The following is a 17136-nucleotide window of genomic DNA, read 5'->3' on the forward strand; positions in this document are numbered from 1 at the left end:
CCACAAAGCCGCGCGTCCCGAAAAGGCGCGCGGCTTTGGCGTTGGGGCACGCCGGTCAGAGACGGGCGAGGCGTTCCGTCAGGAGATCGAAGAAGCCGTCCGCATCGACATCCTTCATGACCTTGGCGGTGTGGGGGCGGCCCGTGACCTGCCACCAGTCGACCACCGTCATTCCGGCCGTCAGGGCGGATTCCGTCTCGATCTCCACGTTGCACTCTCTGCCGGAGAAAAGCTCCGGGTGGAGAAGGTAGGCAATCACCGTCGGGTCATGCAGCGGACCACCGTCGCTGCCGTATTTCTCGATATCGAAACGCTCGAAGAAATCGAGCATTTCCGCCATTGCGACCGCAGCGGGACGCCCGATGGCGCGGATCCGGTCGACGCGCGCTTTCAAGGTTAGAACCTTGTGCGTCACATCGAGCGGCATCATGACGATCGGCATGCCCGACTTGAAGACCACTCCCGCAGCCTCGGGATCGACATAGATGTTGAACTCGGCGGCCGGCGTGATGTTGCCGCCCTCGAAGAAGCCGCCGCCCATCATCACAAGCTCTTTCACCTTCCCCGCGATATCCGGCGCCTTCTGCAGCGCGAGCGCAATGTTCGTGAGGGCTCCCAGCGTGCAAAGCGTGACAGTGCCCGCCGGCTCGGCACGCAGGGTCTCGACGATGAAGTCGACAGCGTGCATGTCCTGAAGTGGCATGGTCGGCTCGGCAAGCACTGTTCCGTCGAGCCCGGTGGAGCCGTGCACGTGCTCGGCCGTGACAAGCGCGCGCACGAGCGGTCTTTCGGCACCGGCGTAGACCTTCACGTCGGGCCGGCCCGACAATTCGCAGATGATCCGCGCATTGCGGGACGTCAGGCTCAGCGGCACGTTGCCAGCAACGGTGGTGATCCCCACGACATCGAGTTCGTCGGGGCTTGCGAGCGCCAGCATGATCGCGGCGGCGTCGTCCTGTCCGGGATCCGTATCGATGATGATCTTGGCGGGTGCGGCCACGGCGAACTCCTATCCTTCTGTCTTTTGCCGTCCTGCATAGAACGATTCCCTCCGCCCCGTAAGCGCTGTGCGCATGCTTTCCCGTTGGCCACGGGAGATGCGTGTTTTGCAGGAGGAAAGGCGCAGGCCGCTTGCGCGCGATCCGTAGGCACCCCATATGTCGAGCGCGAACGCCGACCTCGGGTTCGCGTATCGGTCGCTTGAGGTTTGCAAGGACGAGATATGAGCCGCCTGACGCCTTTTACGAGTCCGCTGATGCTGGGCTTCGACGCCATGGAAAAGACGCTCGAACGCGTCGCCAGGGGCAATGACGGCTATCCTCCCTACAACATCGAACGCGTGCGCAGTTCCGGACCGGATGAACCCGAGCGCCTCCGGATCACGCTTGCCGTCGCCGGTTTTGCGGAAGACGACCTGGATGTAACGATCGAGGAAAGCCAGCTGGTGATCCGTGGCCGCCAGACAGAAACGCAGGAGCGTGACTATCTCCATCGCGGCATCGCCGCGCGCCAGTTTCAGCGCATGTTCGTGCTTGCCGAGGGCATGGAGGTCATGAAGGCGGAATTGCGCCACGGATTGCTTTCCGTCGATCTCATTCGTCCAGAACCTGTCCGCATGGTAAAGAAAATTAACATTTTGGTCCCAGAGTGAGCGCACCGGCAAGGGTGACTTGGCCGGCTGCAAGGCTGGCGACCCTGGTTGCGAATTTCGCCAATCCTCGCGTGAAAACATAATCTTATGTCGCGTGGTCCTTCCCAAGGGAAGGCTCGTGCGACAACGAGGAGAGAGTTCATGGGATTGAAACACATCAGCAGCCATTTGTCGAAAACCGACCTGGCACATCTCGGTGCAGGTGAAGTCGGTTACATCCGGAAAATGCGCTCTGATGAGGTCTCGCGCTGCTTTCCAGAAGCTCCCAGCATGGAACCCGGTCTCGATCTCTGGGCGCTGTTCGGCGCCGACGGCACGCCCATTCTTCTCACCGATAACCGGTCCAGCACGTTTTTCAAGGCGGCGGAAGACGACCTGAAGACGGTAACACTGCACTAATCGAAGGCCGGTGGGTCGACAGCGAGCAGATCGCGCATTGCCCCTGACCCATCCGGCCCACGACGCCGCTGCACCGACCACAGGCCAATGCGGCGTCCTGACATCCTCCACCGGAAAAGTCTTTGCCGTCGTGCTGCCCTTGGGATAACCGGGGGTTCATGAAACCGCGGGATCTTGCTGCCTATCTCTTTCTCGCCTTTGCCTGGGGCCTCTCGTTCCTCGTGCTTCTGCATGTGGTCCATGCGTTCGGCTGGGTCGGCGCTGTCACGTTGCGAAGCTTCGTCGCGGGCGGCACCCTTCTTCTGTTTGCCGCTCTTCGTCGCCGGATGCTTTGCTTCGGCCCACGGCGATGGCCCTTCATCATCGTTGGCGCCACCACGGTTGCCGGACAGCTGATCGGGCTTTCCTACGCGACGCCGCGCATCGGAACGGCGATGGCTGCCATTCTGGTGGCCGCGATCCCTCTTTTTTCCATGGTCATCGCGCATCTCTGGAAGCTGGAGCCGATGCGGACGCAAGGGCTGCTCGGTCTCGTCAGCGGCACGTTCGGCATCGTGCTTCTGGTCGGCTTTCCCGCCGTGCCGATCACGCCCGATTTTCTGCTCGGATGTACCGCCTCGCTGTTCAGCGCCTTCTGCGCCGCCTTCGGCAGCAATTATGCGAGCCGCCACCTGCAAGGCATCGGATCGCTCGAGGTGACGATTGGCGCGTTCCTCTCCGGCGGACTGATGACCCTGCCTCTGCTGCTCGCGGTGCCCGTACCGGCCCTGCTCTCGTGGACGGATCTTGGTGCCCTCGTCGTGCTGGGCAGCGGGATGAGCGCCCTGACCTATGTCACCTACTTCCGACTGGTCGCCTCGATCGGCGCGACGCGCGCCATCAGTGTCGAATTTGCCGTCACCGTGGTCGCCGTCCTCGTTGGCGCACTAGCCCTCAACGAGCCCATCGCGCCCATGCAGATGCTCGGCGCTGTCATCATCGTTGCCGGCTGCGCCCTTGTATTGGGCCTTTTACCCTTCGGCCGAAAACCGAACCTGAAGCCTGTCGCCTGAGCTATCCCTGACCGGTCTCGCTCAAGCCCCGGTCCGGACAAAGGTGAGGTAGGCGGAGCTGCGCCCCTCGCGACGCGCCTTTGCCTCGTACCGCGTGCTTGGCCATGTCTCGTAAGGCGTCAGCCAGTCGCTGGCATTGCGGGCGGGCCAGTCGAAGGCAGCGTGGTCGCGGCAATGGAGCAGCGTCCAGTTGACGTAGCTGTCGATGTCGGATGCAAAGCAGAAGAGTCCGCCCGGCTTGAGCACGCGGGCAAAGCGGTCGAGATTGACCGAGGACACGAACCGGCGTTTCCAGTGCTTCCGCTTTGGCCAGGGATCGGGATAGAGCAGATCGATCTGGTCGATGCTTTCCGCCGGCAGCCAGTCGAGAACCTGCGTTGCATCGTCGTCATACAGCCGGATGTTGCGCGCACCGACCTCATCAATCCGTCCGACGAGTTTCGCCATGGAATTGACGAAGGGCTCCACGCCGATGAAGCCGGTCATGGGTTGCTCGACGGCGCGATGAATCAGATGCTCCCCGCCACCAAACCCGATCTCCACCCGTATCCGCTTCACCTCGTCCGGGAAGAGGCTCCGGAGATCGTTCGGCGCTGCGGCGCCGAGATCTAGACGCAAGGTCGGCAGGTCATTCTCGAGATGCGCCGCCTGGCTCGCCCGCAGCGGCTTTCCCTTGCGACGGCCAAAAAAGGCCTCTGTGGCCCGGGTCGGGGACCCGGCGGGGCGCTTGTCTGTCATGCGCTGACGTCTCCAAAACAAAACGGATGCCGGTGAGGCATCCGTTCTCTTGTCACAAAATCCGGCGGACCGAAACGCCTCAGGCGGCTTTCAGCGCATCCTTCAGCGGCTTCACGAGATCGAGCCGCTCCCAGGAAAAGGACCCGTCGCGACCCGCCTTGCGACCGAAATGGCCGTAGGACGACGTTTTGGCGTAGATCGGCTTGTTCAGGTCGAGATGCCGACGGATGCCGGACGGCGACAGGTCGATCGTCTTGCGGATTGCCGCCTCAACCTCGTCCTCGCTGATCTTGCCGGTGCCGTGCAGATCGACATAGATCGAGAGCGGCTGCGCAACGCCGATGGCGTAGGAGAGCTGGATCGTGCAACGGTCCGAAAGACCGGCCGCGACCACGTTCTTGGCGAGATAGCGGGCGACGTAAGCCGCCGAGCGATCGACCTTGGTCGTGTCCTTGCCGGAAAAGGCGCCGCCGCCGTGCGGCGCAGCACCGCCATAGGTGTCGACGATGATCTTGCGGCCCGTCAAGCCTGCGTCGCCGTCCGGTCCGCCGATGACGAACTTGCCGGTCGGGTTGATGTACCAGTTGCAGTCCGAAGCGATCTCAATGTCGTGCAGTGCTTCGCGGATGAAGGGCTCGACGACGTCGCGTACCTTGGCCGAGTCCCAGGTCTCGTCGAGATGCTGGGTCGACAACACGATGGAGGCGACCTCCTTCGGCTGACCGTCGACGTACCGCACCGTGATCTGGCTCTTGGCATCCGGGCCGAGCTTGCCGGCATCGCCTTCGCCCTTTTTGCGGGCAGCCGCCAGCAGGTGCAGGATGCGATGGGAATAATAGATCGGAGCCGGCATCAGGTCTGCGGTTTCGCGGCAGGCGTAGCCGAACATGATGCCCTGGTCGCCGGCACCTTCGTCGCCCTGCTTGTCGGCGGCGCTGTCGACGCCTTGCGCGATATCGGCCGACTGCGAATGGAGCAGCACGTCGATCTTGGCGGTCTTCCAGTGAAAGCCTTCCTGCTCATAGCCGATTTCGCGGATGGCCTTGCGGGCGGCCGTCTTGAACTTGGCCGGATTGATGACGTCCTTGCCGTTCTTGTCCTTTTTCATGAGGCTTGGCGGCAGGCGAACCTCGCCGGCGATCACGACCCGATTGGTGGTCGCAAGCGTTTCGCAGGCGATGCGCACGCCCCAGGGATCGACACCCGTCTTTGCAGCCTCGCGGTAGACCAGATCGACGATCTCGTCCGAGATCCGGTCGCATACCTTGTCGGGATGCCCTTCGGCCACGGATTCGGATGTAAACAGATAGTTAGCACGCATGCGGGACGTCCCCTCAGTGAAAACAGGCTTCGACGGTGTAGTAAGTATGCCTGTAAAAAACAAGCGCACAAGGACATAAATATATCTTTATATCAACAAATGCAGCTGAAGTTTCGATGTCGGGCCAGTAGCGGGAAAGAAACCGGAGTTGAAGACCCCGTTCGCGACATAAAAAAAGCGGCTCGTAAGCCGCTCCTTTCAGTAAAGATGTGTGCGATCTACTCGACCTCGGCATCCGCTGCGAGCGCCTTGACGAGATCGACAATTTTGCGGCGAACCTTGGGGTCGCCGATCTTGACGAAAGCCCGGTTCAACTGAAGACCTTCCGACGACGAGAGAAAATCGACCACATAATTCGAGCTGGACGCCTCTGCCATCCCGGAGGCGCCGCTGCCAGCCCCGGCATCGCCCGGCGCGTCTTCGAAAAAGAAGGAAACCGGGACATTGAGAATAGCGGAGATGTTCTGAAGGCGACTTGCACCGACGCGGTTCGTACCCTTTTCGTATTTCTGGATCTGCTGGAAGGTAATGCCAAGGGCCTCCCCCAGCTTTTCCTGACTCATTCCGAGCATTGTCCGGCGGAGCCTGATCCGACTTCCGACATGGATGTCGATCGGATTGGGCTTCTTCTTATTCTCAATCATTGTGGGTTCCTATTCTTCGAAGTGACTCCGCCCGTACTTCGGCCGTTGCAAAGTGCACACCATATGCCATGCCACACAGTCCGGCTCGCACCCTTCGCGCATAGGTGACATCGACGGCAGCGTCACTATGCAGCCTCACGCGTTTTGGGTCAATTCTGCCGAAAAACTAAACCAAAACGCGAAAGTATTGCCGACACTATCATAAACAGCACCAAGGCGAGGGCGTGCCTCCGCTGTTGCTCGGGCGCCGCAACCAAAACGGTACGAGCGGGCAGAATTGTGTCGAAAAAGCCACGTTGCCCAAGAGAAAGGCCTGAGACCACATTTCCACGCGCATCCATCACCGCGGAGATACCCGAATTGGCGGCACGGATCATCGGAAGACCGTTCTCGACCGCACGCAGGCGGGCCTGCTGGAAGTGCTGATAGGGTCCGGGCGTGTCGCCGAACCAGGCATCGTTGGTGATGTTCAGCAAGGCTGCCGTGGAGAGCGCATCACTTCCGATCTCGTCCGGAAAGATCGCCTCGTAGCAGATGAGCGGATAAAGCGTCCTTCCGCCCGGCAGGGTGAGAATGGTGCGGGAGGCCGCCGACGAGAAGCCGCCGGGCATGGCGGCGGCAATGGCATTCAGGCCCAGGCGCGACAGCAGATCCTCGAACGGAAGATATTCGCCAAACGGAACGAGATGGACCTTGTCGGCCGCGCCGATGATCTGGCCGCGGTCGTCGATGACATAGATGGAATTGTAGTAGCGCGGCGGCAGGCCGGCCCCGGCATCTTCGGTGCGCACGGCACCGGTAATGAGGATCTGACCATCCTGCAGGACATCGGCGATCCGCGTCAGGGCATCAGGATTGTCGGTGAGGATGAATGGCACAGCCGTTTCCGGCCAGACGATGATGTCCGGTCTCTTGCCGCCCTCGGCCGGTGCTGCCGTGAGCGCCAGATGGGCCTCGAAGACGGACGCCCGTTCGCGATCGTCCAGCTTGTGGGCCTGATCGATGGCCGGTTGGACGATGCGGACGCTGGCCTGTGGTTCGGGTGCAGGGAGCGCGGGTTGCGCAAGGCGATAGGCGCCGTAGCCGACATGGGCAGCGACAAGACCGGCCGCGAGCGTCAGCCCAAGGCCCATGCCCTTGCGGGTGCCGACCAGCGCCGGCGCGGCATAGACAAAGACGGCAAGCAGGTTCATGCCGAGCATGCCGACCAGCGAGACGGACTGCATGAGCAGCGGAACCGGCATGGCCGCCATTCCGATCGCGTTCCAGGGGAAGCCGGTGAACAGGATGCCGCGCAGCCATTCGGCACCGGCAAACGCCACGGAGAGAGCGGCAATACGGGCTGCACCGTCGGACCAGATCAGGCGGGCAACGAAGGCAGCGAGGCCATAATAGATCGCCAGCACGGCCGGCAGGCCCACCACGGCAAGCGGCAACGCCCAGGCAAAGGTATCGGCTTCCACCAGAAGCGCGTTGCCAAGCCACCAGAGGCTGCCGAGGAGGTAGCCGAAGCCGAACCACCACCCGAGCGCAAAGGCGGGAAGCGCCCGTCGCAGCGGCCCGTGCTCGGGATCACCGGACGACCCGTCGAGCAGCCAGACCAGAACGGGAAAGGTGAGAAACGGAACGGCAAAGATGTTGAAGGGCGGCAGGGCAAGGACGGTGAGCAGCCCCGCCAGAAACCCGAGCGAGGCCCGCCGCAGCCCCGACGAGAGCATGATCCTGCCCGCCAAACGTTCCATGCGCATTGCCTCCGCTCGCCGACATCCGGATGCCCGGCGCTGCCGCCCGCCGATCAGAGTCCGGCGCTCATCGGTGTCCCGGTCCTTTTCATCGGGCCCTTCATGACGCATCAGGCATGCCCAGAGCATGCGGCCGCGCGCGACAGTGTGCCGATTGTGCGTGTGGGAGCCCGAAAGTGGGCGATGAAGCTCGCCTTCCGGACCCTCCTGTCGCCTTTCCGGCGAGACCGTCAATCGCCTGGAGGACGGGATGGCGTTGCCGATGAGGTGGTTTCTGCGCGGGACGGCTCGATGCTCGTGTCGTCCTCACCCTTGACCGCCGTGCGGCGGCGGGCGGGCGGGCGCTTGCGCACGATCCGGACCTTCTTCACACGACGGGGATCAGCGTCCAGAACCTGGAATTCAAATCCCGGCAGCGCCTGGACGACTTCCCCCCGGGCAGGGATCCGACCGAGGGAGGCAAAAACAAGTCCGCCCAGGGTATCCACCTCTTCCAGCTGTTCGCGAACATCGAAATCGGGACCGATCGCAGCTGCGATGACTTCGAGTTCCACGCGGGCGTCGGCCACGAAGATATCGTCCGACGTCCGGGAGAACATGACTTCGCTGTCGTCATGCTCGTCTTCGATGTCGCCGACGACCATTTCGACGATATCTTCGAGGGACGCGAGCCCATCGGTGCCGCCATATTCGTCGATGACGAGCGCCATCTGAATGCGCGCGGCCTGCATGCGCTGCATCAGGTCGGAGGCATGCATGGACGGCGGCACGAAGAGAACCTGACGAACGATGCCGGCCTCCTCCACCGTCTTGTCGAGATCGATGCGGGCAAGATCGATTCCAGCACGCGGCTGGCGCTGGACCTTTTGCGGACGCTCGGCGGCAATCGCCGCCACCGCGGGCGACGCAGCCACGCGCGGCGGACCACGGCGGCGCGCACGTGCCTGTTTCGTCACGTATGAGAGAAGGTCCCGGATATGCACCATGCCCCGCGGATCATCGAGGCTTTCGCTGTAGACCGGCATGCGCGAGCGCCCGGACTCCTCGAAGATGATCATCAGTTCGCCGACAGTGATGTTCTGATCGACGGCCTCGATATCCGCACGCGGCACCATCACATCCTCGACGCGCACTTCGCGGAAGCGCAGGATGTTGTTGAGCATGGCGCGCTCGGCGGGCGAGAAGACCTCGTCCGTCCCTGGATCTGCCATAAGAGCATCGGCAAGATCCTCCCGAATCGTCGCACCGTTCGGGCTACGGAACAGGCGAGCCGCGCGGGCCCAGAAGGAGGTATGGTGCCGGTGACCTTCCGGCTTGTGCGCCTCAGGCTTCAGGGATTCCGGTTTTGCGGCATCGGCGGCTTCGGCCTCATAGGCCTGCACCGCGCTACTACTGCCCGGTTCGTCCTGATTGGAGGCGCCCGCGTCGTCTTTGCCAGCCACGGCAGGCTGTGATCTGAAGTCGCTCATCGTTCCAAACTGTCAAACGGGATCGCTGTCCCCATAGGGATCAGATATCCCAAGACCCGAGAGAATGCGAGTCTCCAGCTGTTCCATTCGCTCCGCCTCTGCTGTTTCCAAGTGGTCGTAGCCGAAAAGATGCAGGAAACCATGCACCAGGAGATGCGTCAGATGGTCGTCGAAAGGCTTTCCGAGATCCGCTGATTCGCGCACGAGCGTTTCCCAGGCGAGCACAATATCGCCCAGCATCGGCCCCGGCATACTGCCCGGCGTCACGGGAAAGGCGGGGAAGGACAAGACGTTTGTCGGCTTGTCCTGACCACGCCACTCGGCGTTGATACTGCGGATGTCGGCATCGCTGGTGAAGACGAGAGACAGTTCCGGCATCATCTCGGGAAAGGGCTGACCTTCCTCGCGCGCCAGGAAGGCTGCGGCATGTTCCAGAATTCGGGCGCTGGAGGCCTCGAGCACCGCCTCGTCCGGCCAGCCGCCTTCCTCGACGCTGACTTGAAACTGCAGCAGGGATGGACGTGGCATGGTTTAGAGGCTTTCGTCCGGCACGGCCGTCTGCGCCTCATAGGCCCGGACGATGCGGGCGACCATGGGGTGACGCACGACGTCCACGTCCTTGAAACGCACGACCGATACGCCCTCGACATCCTTCAGGATCTGCAACGCTTCGACCAGACCCGACTTGGTCCCGCGCGGAAGGTCGACCTGGCTCGGGTCACCGGTCACAATCATGCGGCCGTTTTCGCCGAGACGCGTCAGAAACATCTTCATCTGCATGGTCGTCGTGTTCTGGGCTTCGTCGAGGATGACCGCGGCATTGCCGAGCGTCCGGCCACGCATGAACGCAAGCGGCGCGATTTCGATGACGCCGGCCGTGATTGCCCGTTCGACCTTGTCGCCCGGCATCATGTCGTAGAGCGCGTCATAAAGCGGGCGCAGATAGGGATCGACCTTCTCCTTCATATCGCCGGGCAGGAAGCCGAGGCGTTCTCCCGCCTCGACAGCCGGACGCGATAGGATGATGCGATCGACCGCACCGCGCTCCAGCAGTTGAGCGGCGTAGGCGACGGCAAGATAGGTCTTGCCGGTGCCTGCCGGACCGACGCCGAAGACGAGCTCGGAACGCTCCAGCGCGCGGATATAGGCATCCTGCGTCGGCGTACGGGCGGCAATCGTCTTCTTGCGGGTCGAAATCTGCGCGAGGTTCAACTTGGCCTTCTTCTCCATGGTGGGAAGCTGCAACTGATCATCGGCGGCAACCGCCATGCGGATGGCACCTTCAACGTCGGACGCCTCGACCGTGCTGCCTTTCTGCAGGCGACCGTAGAGATAATCCAGCGCCCGGCGCGCCTGGTTGGTCGCCGTTACATCGCCTGAAATTGCCACGGAATTGCCGCGTGGGCGCGCCTCGACATGCAGGCGCTGCTCGATCAGCTTGAGATTCTGGTCGTATTGTCCGAACAGTTCGCTTGCGAAGCGATTGTTCTCGAATGTGAGCACGAAGTGATTGGCGTCTGTCGCAGGCGTTGTCTGTGATGGGCGCGGCGGGGTTGAAACCAATTCGTGTCCGTTCAAGCGGCAGGGCTCCCGAGATGTCGTCAGGCCCTGATTGTATCAGTCGTCGACCACGTCGGCAAACAAACTGTTGGGACCCGCGGCGGTGATTCGTACCTTGATAATGTCACCGATTTCGACGCCCTTTGCATCAACATTCACCGATTGCAGCCAGGGCGAACGACCGATGAGCTGCCCGGGCATGCGCCCAGGCTTTTCGAGAAGCAGGTCGATCGTGCGCCCGATGCAGCTTTCGTTGAAGGCCCGTTGCTGCTCGATCAACAAAGCCTGCAACGTTTCCAAGCGTTTGGCCTTGATATCCTCCGGCACTTGGTCCTTCAGATCGGCGCCGGGCGTGCCGGGACGCGTGGAATATTTGAACGAAAATGCCTGTGCATAACCGACGGCTCGCACGAGGCGCAGCGTGTCGTCGAAATCCGCGTCAGTCTCTCCGGGAAACCCAACGATGAAATCACCCGACAGAGCCAGGTCGGGCCGTGCACGGCGGATGCGCTCGACCAGCGCGACATATTCGGCTGCGGTGTGACGGCGGTTCATCGCCTTGAGGATACGGTCCGAGCCCGACTGAACGGGCAGGTGCAGATAGGGCATCAGCGTCGGCAGCGAACGGTGCGCCTCGATCAGGCTGTCGTCCATGTCGCGGGGATGGCTCGTCGTGTAGCGGAGCCGGGCAAGACCCTTGATCTCCGAGAGTCGCTGCAGCAGGGCGCCCAGCCCTCCATTGCCGGCCGTGACCGCGCCATGCCAGGCGTTGACGTTCTGACCCAGCAGCGTGATCTCGCGAACGCCGGCGGAGACGAGCTTTTCGGCTTCCGCGACGATCTGCGCCATGGGCCGCGAGACTTCGGAGCCGCGGGTGTAGGGAACGACGCAGAAGGTGCAGAACTTGTCGCATCCTTCCTGCACGGTCAGGAAGGCCGTGACGCCGCGAGCACGTGTCTTTGCCTTGTCCGGTGCCGGGAGGTGCTCAAACTTGTCCTCGATCGCGTAATCGGTCTCCAGCACCCGCTCGCCGCGGCTGACGCGCTTCAGTGCATCCGGCAGACGGTGATAGGTCTGCGGTCCGATCACGAGGTCGACCGCCGGTGCCCGGCGCAGGATCTCGTCGCCTTCGGCCTGCGCGACGCAGCCGGCCACGCCGATCATCATCTCGCGCCCCTCGCCCGCCTTGCGCTTCTTGAGGTCACGCAGCCGGCCAAGCGCGGAATAGACCTTTTCGGCCGCCTTCTCCCGGATGTGGCAGGTGTTCAAAAGGACGAGATCCGCATCCTCGGCATTGTCCGTCGCGACGTAGCCGTCCTTTGCCAGGGCGTCCGTCATCCGGTCGGAATCATAGACGTTCATCTGGCAGCCATAGGTCTTGACGAAGACTTTCTTCACAGGCGCCGTGGCGGGATGAGAAAGGGGGGTAAGGAGCGTTTGGTCGGTCATGTCCGGTCCATAGCGTAATTCGGGATGGAAATGAAGCGATGTGGGCCTCTACAGGCCGGAGAGACGCCAGCCCCGCCTACCGCCCGCGAAGACGCGCGAGGAGCATGGACTTCATCTGCTTCTCGACCTCCCGGCTGACCTGCTTGCGATGGCTGTCGGCGCGATAGTCGATGGTTTCACCAAAGACCAGATCGACATCCATGGCTCCTTCGCGAAGCACACCCATGAGATGGGGCACGAGCGCGATATCGCCGGGCCACGCGGCGATCGGCCGGTGATAGCGCCCCATCGGCATGCCGTGGACCCGCGTGTAGGCGATCGCCACGGGCTGGACATGGACGATCCCGCCGGGCACCGAAGGGACGGCAGCCGCCGCCGCACCGAAGAGCGAGCTCTTGATTTCCAGAAGCCGATTGCCGTCGGAGGTCGTGCCCTCCGGAAAGAGCACGACGATCTCGCCGGCCGCCAGCCGCGCGCCGATCTCGTTGACCTGGTTTCCGGTCGTGCGCTTCTGCTCGCGTGCAACGAAGATGGTTGCCTGGAGGCGGGCAAGAAGGCCGAAGACCGGCCAGGCCTTCACCTCGGCCTTGGCGATGAAGACGACGTCCGCGACCGAACCGAGAACCAGGATGTCCTTCCAGCTGACATGATTGGACACCAGCATAAGCGGGCGGCGCGCTTCGGGAGTGCTATGGACATGAACGCGCAGTCCGATCATCCGGCAGGCGATGCGATGCCAGAGACGCGGAAGCGTCCGTCGTGCGGGCCGATCGCGCCAAAGCAGAAGCAACTGGACCGGTGCGAGCAACAGTGTTGCCACGACCAGAATCGAAACGCAGACGAAGACTCGGATCCAGACGATCATCGTGTGCTCAGAGATCGAGACGAAGAATATCGGCACCGCCGGGGGACGCGTCCTGGGCGGACGCCTTGTAATAGGCTTTCCGCTCACCGACCTTGCGGAAGCCCAGGCGGCGATAAAGCGCCCATGCGGGGACATTCGCCTGATCGACCTCAAGGAACATCGCTTCCGCCCCATCCTGCCGGGCGCGCCGGAGCGCTGCCTGCATGAGCCGCCAGCCCAGCCCCGACCGCCCGAAGCGCGGATCGACGCCGATGGTGAGAATCTCCGCCTCGCCGCCCGCAGAGCGCGTGAGCACGAAGCCGCCCATGACGGACCCGACACTTGCATTGTTCTGGCGGGCGACGAAGCCGAAGACGCTTTCCTGCGACAAGAGGCTGTAGAACTCGCTGGCGCTCCAGGCGGGCTTGAAAAGGCCACCATGGATCCGGGCAACATCGGTGAGATGATCGCCCGTCATTTCAAAGACGTCGAACTCGGGACGGCGGAGGAAGTAATCGATCAGCGCCATTTCAAGCACGCGCCACGGCAAAGCCCGCCTGCGAGCGGACGTCGGGGCCCCGGAGATAAAGCGGCTTTGGAAGCGCCACGGATGGATCGTGCGCCGCACCAAGTCGCGCGACAACGACGATATCGGCCGTTTCGGGATGCGTCTCCCCCGGTCGGATGTCGCGATCCTCGCGCAGAAGCGCTGCGCCCGAGCCGCTGATGGTCCCGGCAAACTGTCCGAACGTCGTGCGGGCGGTGGCAATGTCCAACGCTTCGGCTTCCGTCAGCGGTTGTCCCGCAGCATCGAAGGACTGGACATAAACCTCCTCGCGCTTCGCATCGGTGACGATGAGCACGGATTGCCCCGGATTGTCGGCCAGCACGGAAAACGCCTGTGCCTGAAGGACGGAAACGCCGACCACTGGAATGCCGAGGGCCAGGCCAAGGCCCCGCGCTGCGGCAACGCCGACACGGATGCCGGTGAACGAGCCCGGACCGATGGTCACGGCAACGCGATCGATCGCGTTCATTTCGAGGCCCGAACGCTCCAGTGCCTCATCGATGAAACCCATCAAACGCTCGGCATGACCGCGACCGATGTCGGCTCCGGCATTGCCGAGCGGCGCACCACGCGCGGAATCATAGAGCGCGACATTGCAGGCCGTGCCGGCGGTATCGATGGCAAGAACGATCATGCGAAAGATGGCCCCATCTCAGGATGCACGCCCCGGGGTACACCCCCTGAGCGCTTATTCTCGTCGGGACGCGCCGCCCCTGGCGCTGCCCGACGAGCCGTCTGCAGGCGTCCGGTCAGACGGCTTCGACGGCCTGAACCTCGGGCACGAAATGGTGCAGCAGGTTCTGAACGCCATGCTTCAGGGTTGCCGTCGAGGACGGGCAACCCGAACAGGCGCCCTTCATGTTGAGAAAGACCGTGCCGTCGCGAAATCCCTTGAACGTGATGTCGCCACCGTCCTGCGCCACGGCTGGCCGCACACGGGTTTCCAGCAGTTCCTTGATGGTCGCGACGATGGTTTCGTCGCCCTTCTCAAAGAACTCGCCCTCCTGATCGGCCTCTTCGGCACGCCCCTGCCCCGCCATGATCGGCTGGCCGGACATGAAATGCTCCATGATGGAGCCAAGGATGGCAGGCTTCAGGTGCTGCCACTCGGCGTCCGCCTTGGTGACCGTAATGAAGTCGTAGCCGAAATAGACGCCGGTGACGCCGGGAATATCGAAGATCCGGGCGGCCAGCGACGAGCTCGCGCGCGCCTCGGTCTCGTCGCGGAATTCGGCTGTGCCGTTTTCCAAAACCACTTTGCCCGGCAGGAATTTGAGCGTTGCGGGGTTCGGGGTCGATTCGGTCTGAATGAACATGAGAGTGCTCCTGTCGGGTCAAGGCCGACGGTCAAAGAAATGCCTGACAAGCATAGGCGTCCGGCGCCTTGCCATCAAGCCTGTGCTGCCCGATGCGTCTCCGGTGCCTGTCTTGTCATGAAATGGGGATCGGGGCGCTTGCCTACCAGAGGTGTCCCCGCGAGGAACAGCCAAGCGACCGAAAGATCTTCCCGGGCGCAACGCGTCCGTCAGCTCAGCGCGTCGATCTCCTCGTCCGTCAGCATGTCGGGAATGACGGTGACGGGAATGGGAAAGACGGCCGTCTTGCCGGCAATGGAGGCGACCAGGGGGCCCGGCCCATCCTTGTAGGAGCCGGCGGCGAGGACGAGGATGGCAATATCCCGGTCTTCCTCGATCAATCCGTAGATCTGCTCGGTGGGCATCCCTTCCCGGATGATCATCTCCGGTTCGATACCGATCTTTTCGCGCACGTCATGGGCGACCTTTGCAAGCGTGGCTTCGGCTTCCGCCCGGGCTTCGGCCCGCATGATTCCCTCGACGCCGAGCCATTGCTGAAAATCGCCATCGGGAATGACATAGAGCAGAACCAGCGCACCGGAAGAATGCTTTGCGCGCTTGCCGGCATAGTGAACGGCGCGGCCGCATTCCGGCGTGCCGTCGATCACCGCCAGAAACTTTCGGCGGTGACCTTCCATACGAGAGAGACGTGTCGAGACCATTCGGGAACTCTGACATTCGCGCCGGTCCTTCGCAAGACCGTTTTCATCCTGTCCCCGCTGGGGACCGGGCATGGCCTATTGCAGGAAGCCGATGATGTCGCGCACCTCGCGCATCGTCGTCTCCGCCCGCGCCCGCGCCCTCTCGCCACCGTCGCGCAAGATGGCGTCGATGTGGCTGGTGTCGGCCAGGAGCCGCGACATTTCCCCGGTGATCGGTGCGAGCACGCTGACGGCGAGATCGACGAGCGCCGGCTTGAAGACGGAGAATTGCTGGCCACCGAACTCGGTAAGGACGTCGGCCTTGGTGCGATCGGCGAGCGCGGCGTAGATTCCGACGAGATTGTCGGCCTCCGGGCGTCCGGCGAGACCTTCGACATCAGAGGGCAAGCCGTCCGGATCGGTCTTCGCCTTGCGGATCTTCCTCGAAATCGTCTCGGCATCGTCCACAAGATTGATGCGCGAGAGGTCCGACGGGTCGGATTTCGACATCTTCTTGGTGCCGTCGCGCAGGCTCATGACACGGGGCGCCGGCCCGTCGATCATGGGCTCGACCATCGGGAAATAGGCATGCACCGGCTCTTCGCCCACCGTGATGTCGATGCCTTTGCCGCCGTTGCGGATGTGAGCCTGATAATCCAGGTTGAACTTCATGGCGATGTCGCGCGTCAGCTCCAGATGCTGCTTCTGGTCGTCGCCAACCGGCACGTGCGTCGCACGGTAAACAAGAATGTCGGCAGCCATCAGGCTCGGATAGGCGAGCAGGCCGAGCGAGGCGTTCTCGCGGTCCTTGCCGGCCTTGTCCTTGAACTGCGTCATGCGGTTCATCCAGCCGATGCGCGCAACGCAGTTGAAGATCCAGGCCAGCTCCGCATGTTGCGGGACGGCCGACTGGTTGAAGACGATATGCGCCTTCGGGTCGATGCCGGACGCGATAAAGGCTGCGGCAATCGACCGGATCTGTCCCGGCAGGTCTTCGTGCACGAGCTGCGCCGTCAGCGAGTGGAGATCCACCACGCAGTAGATGCAATCGTTGTTTTCCTGCAGCGCCACGAATTTGCGGATCGCACCGAGATAATTGCCAAGGTGGAGATTGCCTGTCGGCTGGACACCGGAGAAGACGAGCGGCGGAAAGTTTGACATGGAAACCTCGATCAGGCGGGAAATCATGCGGACTGCCGCGGGAACGGCCGGCGGATTTCCGGGCTTATGCACGGGCGATGCCCGACAATCAAGGTGGTTCTCGTCGGCAGGCATTCCCGCCGACACAAGCGCACAGGCCGGCCCCGTCAGCCAGCCGGCTGCAGCAAATCCCAGAGATTGCCGAAAGGGTCGCGGAAGACGGCAACCGTTCCATAGGGCTCCCGTCGCGGCTCCTCCTTGAACGCGACGCCACGGGCACGCATGGCGGCGTGATCTCGGGCAAAGTCATCGGTGTGGAGGAAGAACGCGACACGTCCGCCGGTCTGGTTGCCAATGGCGGCCGCCTGCGCTGTGCCGTCCGCTTTGGCGATCAGCAGCGCGGTTTCCCGCGCACCCGGCGGCCGCAGGACCACCCAGCGCTTGCCGTGCCCCATGTCGACATCCTCCAGAAGCTCGAAACCGATGTCGTCGCGATAAAAAGCGATCGCAGCATCATAGTCGGGCACCACGAGCGTTATGCGGGCTATGGTCTGGGGCATCGA

At 62.8% G+C, this 17136-nt stretch carries 19 protein-coding genes; 3 read left to right on the forward strand and 16 right to left on the reverse strand.

Annotated features, from left to right (window positions below; genetic code table 11):
• Positions 1-55: 55 nt before the first annotated feature.
• Positions 56-1000: a nucleoside hydrolase gene (locus ASG25_RS06415; protein ID WP_062470790.1), complete on the reverse strand. Its 945-nt coding sequence runs from the start codon at positions 998-1000 to the stop codon at positions 56-58.
• A 222-nt stretch (positions 1001-1222) separates the two neighbouring features.
• On the opposite strand from ASG25_RS06415, the gene ASG25_RS06420 reads away from it, so the two are divergent.
• The 3 genes from ASG25_RS06420 to ASG25_RS06430 all read left to right on the forward strand — a co-directional run bounded on the left by ASG25_RS06420 (position 1223) and on the right by ASG25_RS06430 (position 3102).
• The gene (locus ASG25_RS06420; protein ID WP_062470793.1) at positions 1223-1651 is read left to right on the forward strand and encodes an Hsp20 family protein; all 429 of its coding nucleotides are present in this window, start codon (positions 1223-1225) and stop codon (positions 1649-1651) included.
• A gap of 141 nt (positions 1652-1792) precedes the next feature.
• Positions 1793-2050 (forward strand): DUF1150 family protein, encoded by a 258-nt coding sequence (locus tag ASG25_RS06425; RefSeq protein ID WP_062470796.1) that lies wholly within the window; start codon positions 1793-1795, stop codon positions 2048-2050.
• Positions 2051-2208: 158 nt separating this feature from the next.
• Positions 2209-3102, forward strand: a complete 894-nt coding sequence (locus ASG25_RS06430; RefSeq protein ID WP_062470800.1) for a DMT family transporter — start codon at positions 2209-2211, stop codon at positions 3100-3102.
• Positions 3103-3123: 21 nt separating this feature from the next.
• Here ASG25_RS06430 and ASG25_RS06435 read toward each other — a convergent pair whose 3' ends face one another.
• From ASG25_RS06435 to ASG25_RS06505, 15 genes are all read right to left on the reverse strand, one after another.
• Positions 3124-3840, reverse strand: coding sequence for a tRNA (guanosine(46)-N(7))-methyltransferase TrmB (locus ASG25_RS06435; protein WP_062470803.1), 717 nt, complete (start codon positions 3838-3840; stop codon positions 3124-3126).
• A 79-nt stretch (positions 3841-3919) separates the two neighbouring features.
• Positions 3920-5161 carry a methionine adenosyltransferase gene (gene metK, locus ASG25_RS06440; RefSeq protein ID WP_062470806.1) on the reverse strand — a complete coding sequence of 414 codons (1242 nt, stop codon included), beginning with the start codon at positions 5159-5161 and terminating at the stop codon, positions 3920-3922.
• Between the two features lie 218 nt (positions 5162-5379).
• Positions 5380-5805, reverse strand: coding sequence for a helix-turn-helix transcriptional regulator (locus ASG25_RS06445; RefSeq protein ID WP_062470808.1), 426 nt, complete (start codon positions 5803-5805; stop codon positions 5380-5382).
• A gap of 149 nt (positions 5806-5954) precedes the next feature.
• Positions 5955-7547, reverse strand: coding sequence for an apolipoprotein N-acyltransferase (lnt, locus tag ASG25_RS06450; RefSeq protein WP_062470811.1), 1593 nt, complete (start codon positions 7545-7547; stop codon positions 5955-5957).
• Between the two features lie 230 nt (positions 7548-7777).
• The gene (locus ASG25_RS06455; RefSeq protein ID WP_062470814.1) at positions 7778-9016 is read right to left on the reverse strand and encodes a hemolysin family protein; all 1239 of its coding nucleotides are present in this window, start codon (positions 9014-9016) and stop codon (positions 7778-7780) included.
• A gap of 12 nt (positions 9017-9028) precedes the next feature.
• Positions 9029-9544, reverse strand: a complete 516-nt coding sequence (ybeY, locus tag ASG25_RS06460; RefSeq protein ID WP_062470817.1) for an rRNA maturation RNase YbeY — start codon at positions 9542-9544, stop codon at positions 9029-9031.
• A gap of 3 nt (positions 9545-9547) precedes the next feature.
• Positions 9548-10594, reverse strand: a complete 1047-nt coding sequence (locus tag ASG25_RS06465) for a PhoH family protein (protein WP_062470820.1) — start codon at positions 10592-10594, stop codon at positions 9548-9550.
• A 39-nt stretch (positions 10595-10633) separates the two neighbouring features.
• Positions 10634-12025 carry a tRNA (N6-isopentenyl adenosine(37)-C2)-methylthiotransferase MiaB gene (miaB, locus tag ASG25_RS06470; RefSeq protein ID WP_062470824.1) on the reverse strand — a complete coding sequence of 464 codons (1392 nt, stop codon included), beginning with the start codon at positions 12023-12025 and terminating at the stop codon, positions 10634-10636.
• A gap of 76 nt (positions 12026-12101) precedes the next feature.
• Positions 12102-12890, reverse strand: a complete 789-nt coding sequence (locus ASG25_RS06475) for a lysophospholipid acyltransferase family protein (RefSeq protein ID WP_062470827.1) — start codon at positions 12888-12890, stop codon at positions 12102-12104.
• A gap of 7 nt (positions 12891-12897) precedes the next feature.
• A complete protein-coding gene (locus ASG25_RS06480; RefSeq protein ID WP_062470830.1) occupies positions 12898-13398 on the reverse strand; it encodes a GNAT family N-acetyltransferase in 501 nt (166 codons plus the stop codon).
• A 1-nt stretch (position 13399) separates the two neighbouring features.
• Entirely contained in the window at positions 13400-14071 is a 672-nt protein-coding gene (tsaB, locus tag ASG25_RS06485) for a tRNA (adenosine(37)-N6)-threonylcarbamoyltransferase complex dimerization subunit type 1 TsaB (RefSeq protein WP_062470832.1), read from the reverse strand.
• 115 nt (positions 14072-14186) lie between these two features.
• Positions 14187-14753 carry a NifU family protein gene (locus ASG25_RS06490; protein ID WP_062470835.1) on the reverse strand — a complete coding sequence of 189 codons (567 nt, stop codon included), beginning with the start codon at positions 14751-14753 and terminating at the stop codon, positions 14187-14189.
• Between the two features lie 209 nt (positions 14754-14962).
• Entirely contained in the window at positions 14963-15454 is a 492-nt protein-coding gene (locus ASG25_RS06495; protein ID WP_062470838.1) for a universal stress protein, read from the reverse strand.
• Positions 15455-15529: 75 nt separating this feature from the next.
• A complete protein-coding gene (gene trpS / locus ASG25_RS06500) occupies positions 15530-16594 on the reverse strand; it encodes a tryptophan--tRNA ligase (RefSeq protein ID WP_062472300.1) in 1065 nt (354 codons plus the stop codon).
• Between the two features lie 146 nt (positions 16595-16740).
• The gene (locus tag ASG25_RS06505) at positions 16741-17133 is read right to left on the reverse strand and encodes a VOC family protein (RefSeq protein ID WP_062470841.1); all 393 of its coding nucleotides are present in this window, start codon (positions 17131-17133) and stop codon (positions 16741-16743) included.
• Between the last annotated feature and the right edge of the window lie 3 nt (positions 17134-17136).

The organism is Rhizobium sp. Leaf384 (assembly GCF_001424065.1).
Classification (GTDB): domain Bacteria; phylum Pseudomonadota; class Alphaproteobacteria; order Rhizobiales; family Rhizobiaceae; genus Ferranicluibacter.

Coding starts and splice junctions, on each gene's coding strand:
- ASG25_RS06420 (WP_062470793.1), top strand. CDS start 1,223: ATGAGCCGCCTGACGCCTTTTACGAGTCCGCTGATGCTGGGCTTCGAC.
- ASG25_RS06425 (WP_062470796.1), top strand. CDS start 1,793: ATGGGATTGAAACACATCAGCAGCCATTTGTCGAAAACCGACCTGGCA.
- ASG25_RS06430 (WP_062470800.1), top strand. CDS start 2,209: ATGAAACCGCGGGATCTTGCTGCCTATCTCTTTCTCGCCTTTGCCTGG.
- ASG25_RS06435 (WP_062470803.1), bottom strand. CDS start 3,840: ATGACAGACAAGCGCCCCGCCGGGTCCCCGACCCGGGCCACAGAGGCC.
- metK (WP_062470806.1), bottom strand. CDS start 5,161: ATGCGTGCTAACTATCTGTTTACATCCGAATCCGTGGCCGAAGGGCAT.
- ASG25_RS06445 (WP_062470808.1), bottom strand. CDS start 5,805: ATGATTGAGAATAAGAAGAAGCCCAATCCGATCGACATCCATGTCGGA.
- lnt (WP_062470811.1), bottom strand. CDS start 7,547: ATGGAACGTTTGGCGGGCAGGATCATGCTCTCGTCGGGGCTGCGGCGG.
- ASG25_RS06455 (WP_062470814.1), bottom strand. CDS start 9,016: ATGAGCGACTTCAGATCACAGCCTGCCGTGGCTGGCAAAGACGACGCG.
- ybeY (WP_062470817.1), bottom strand. CDS start 9,544: ATGCCACGTCCATCCCTGCTGCAGTTTCAAGTCAGCGTCGAGGAAGGC.
- miaB (WP_062470824.1), bottom strand. CDS start 12,025: ATGACCGACCAAACGCTCCTTACCCCCCTTTCTCATCCCGCCACGGCG.
- ASG25_RS06475 (WP_062470827.1), bottom strand. CDS start 12,890: ATGATCGTCTGGATCCGAGTCTTCGTCTGCGTTTCGATTCTGGTCGTG.
- ASG25_RS06480 (WP_062470830.1), bottom strand. CDS start 13,398: ATGGCGCTGATCGATTACTTCCTCCGCCGTCCCGAGTTCGACGTCTTT.
- tsaB (WP_062470832.1), bottom strand. CDS start 14,071: ATGATCGTTCTTGCCATCGATACCGCCGGCACGGCCTGCAATGTCGCG.
- ASG25_RS06490 (WP_062470835.1), bottom strand. CDS start 14,753: ATGTTCATTCAGACCGAATCGACCCCGAACCCCGCAACGCTCAAATTC.
- ASG25_RS06495 (WP_062470838.1), bottom strand. CDS start 15,454: ATGGTCTCGACACGTCTCTCTCGTATGGAAGGTCACCGCCGAAAGTTT.
- trpS (WP_062472300.1), bottom strand. CDS start 16,594: ATGTCAAACTTTCCGCCGCTCGTCTTCTCCGGTGTCCAGCCGACAGGC.
- ASG25_RS06505 (WP_062470841.1), bottom strand. CDS start 17,133: ATGCCCCAGACCATAGCCCGCATAACGCTCGTGGTGCCCGACTATGAT.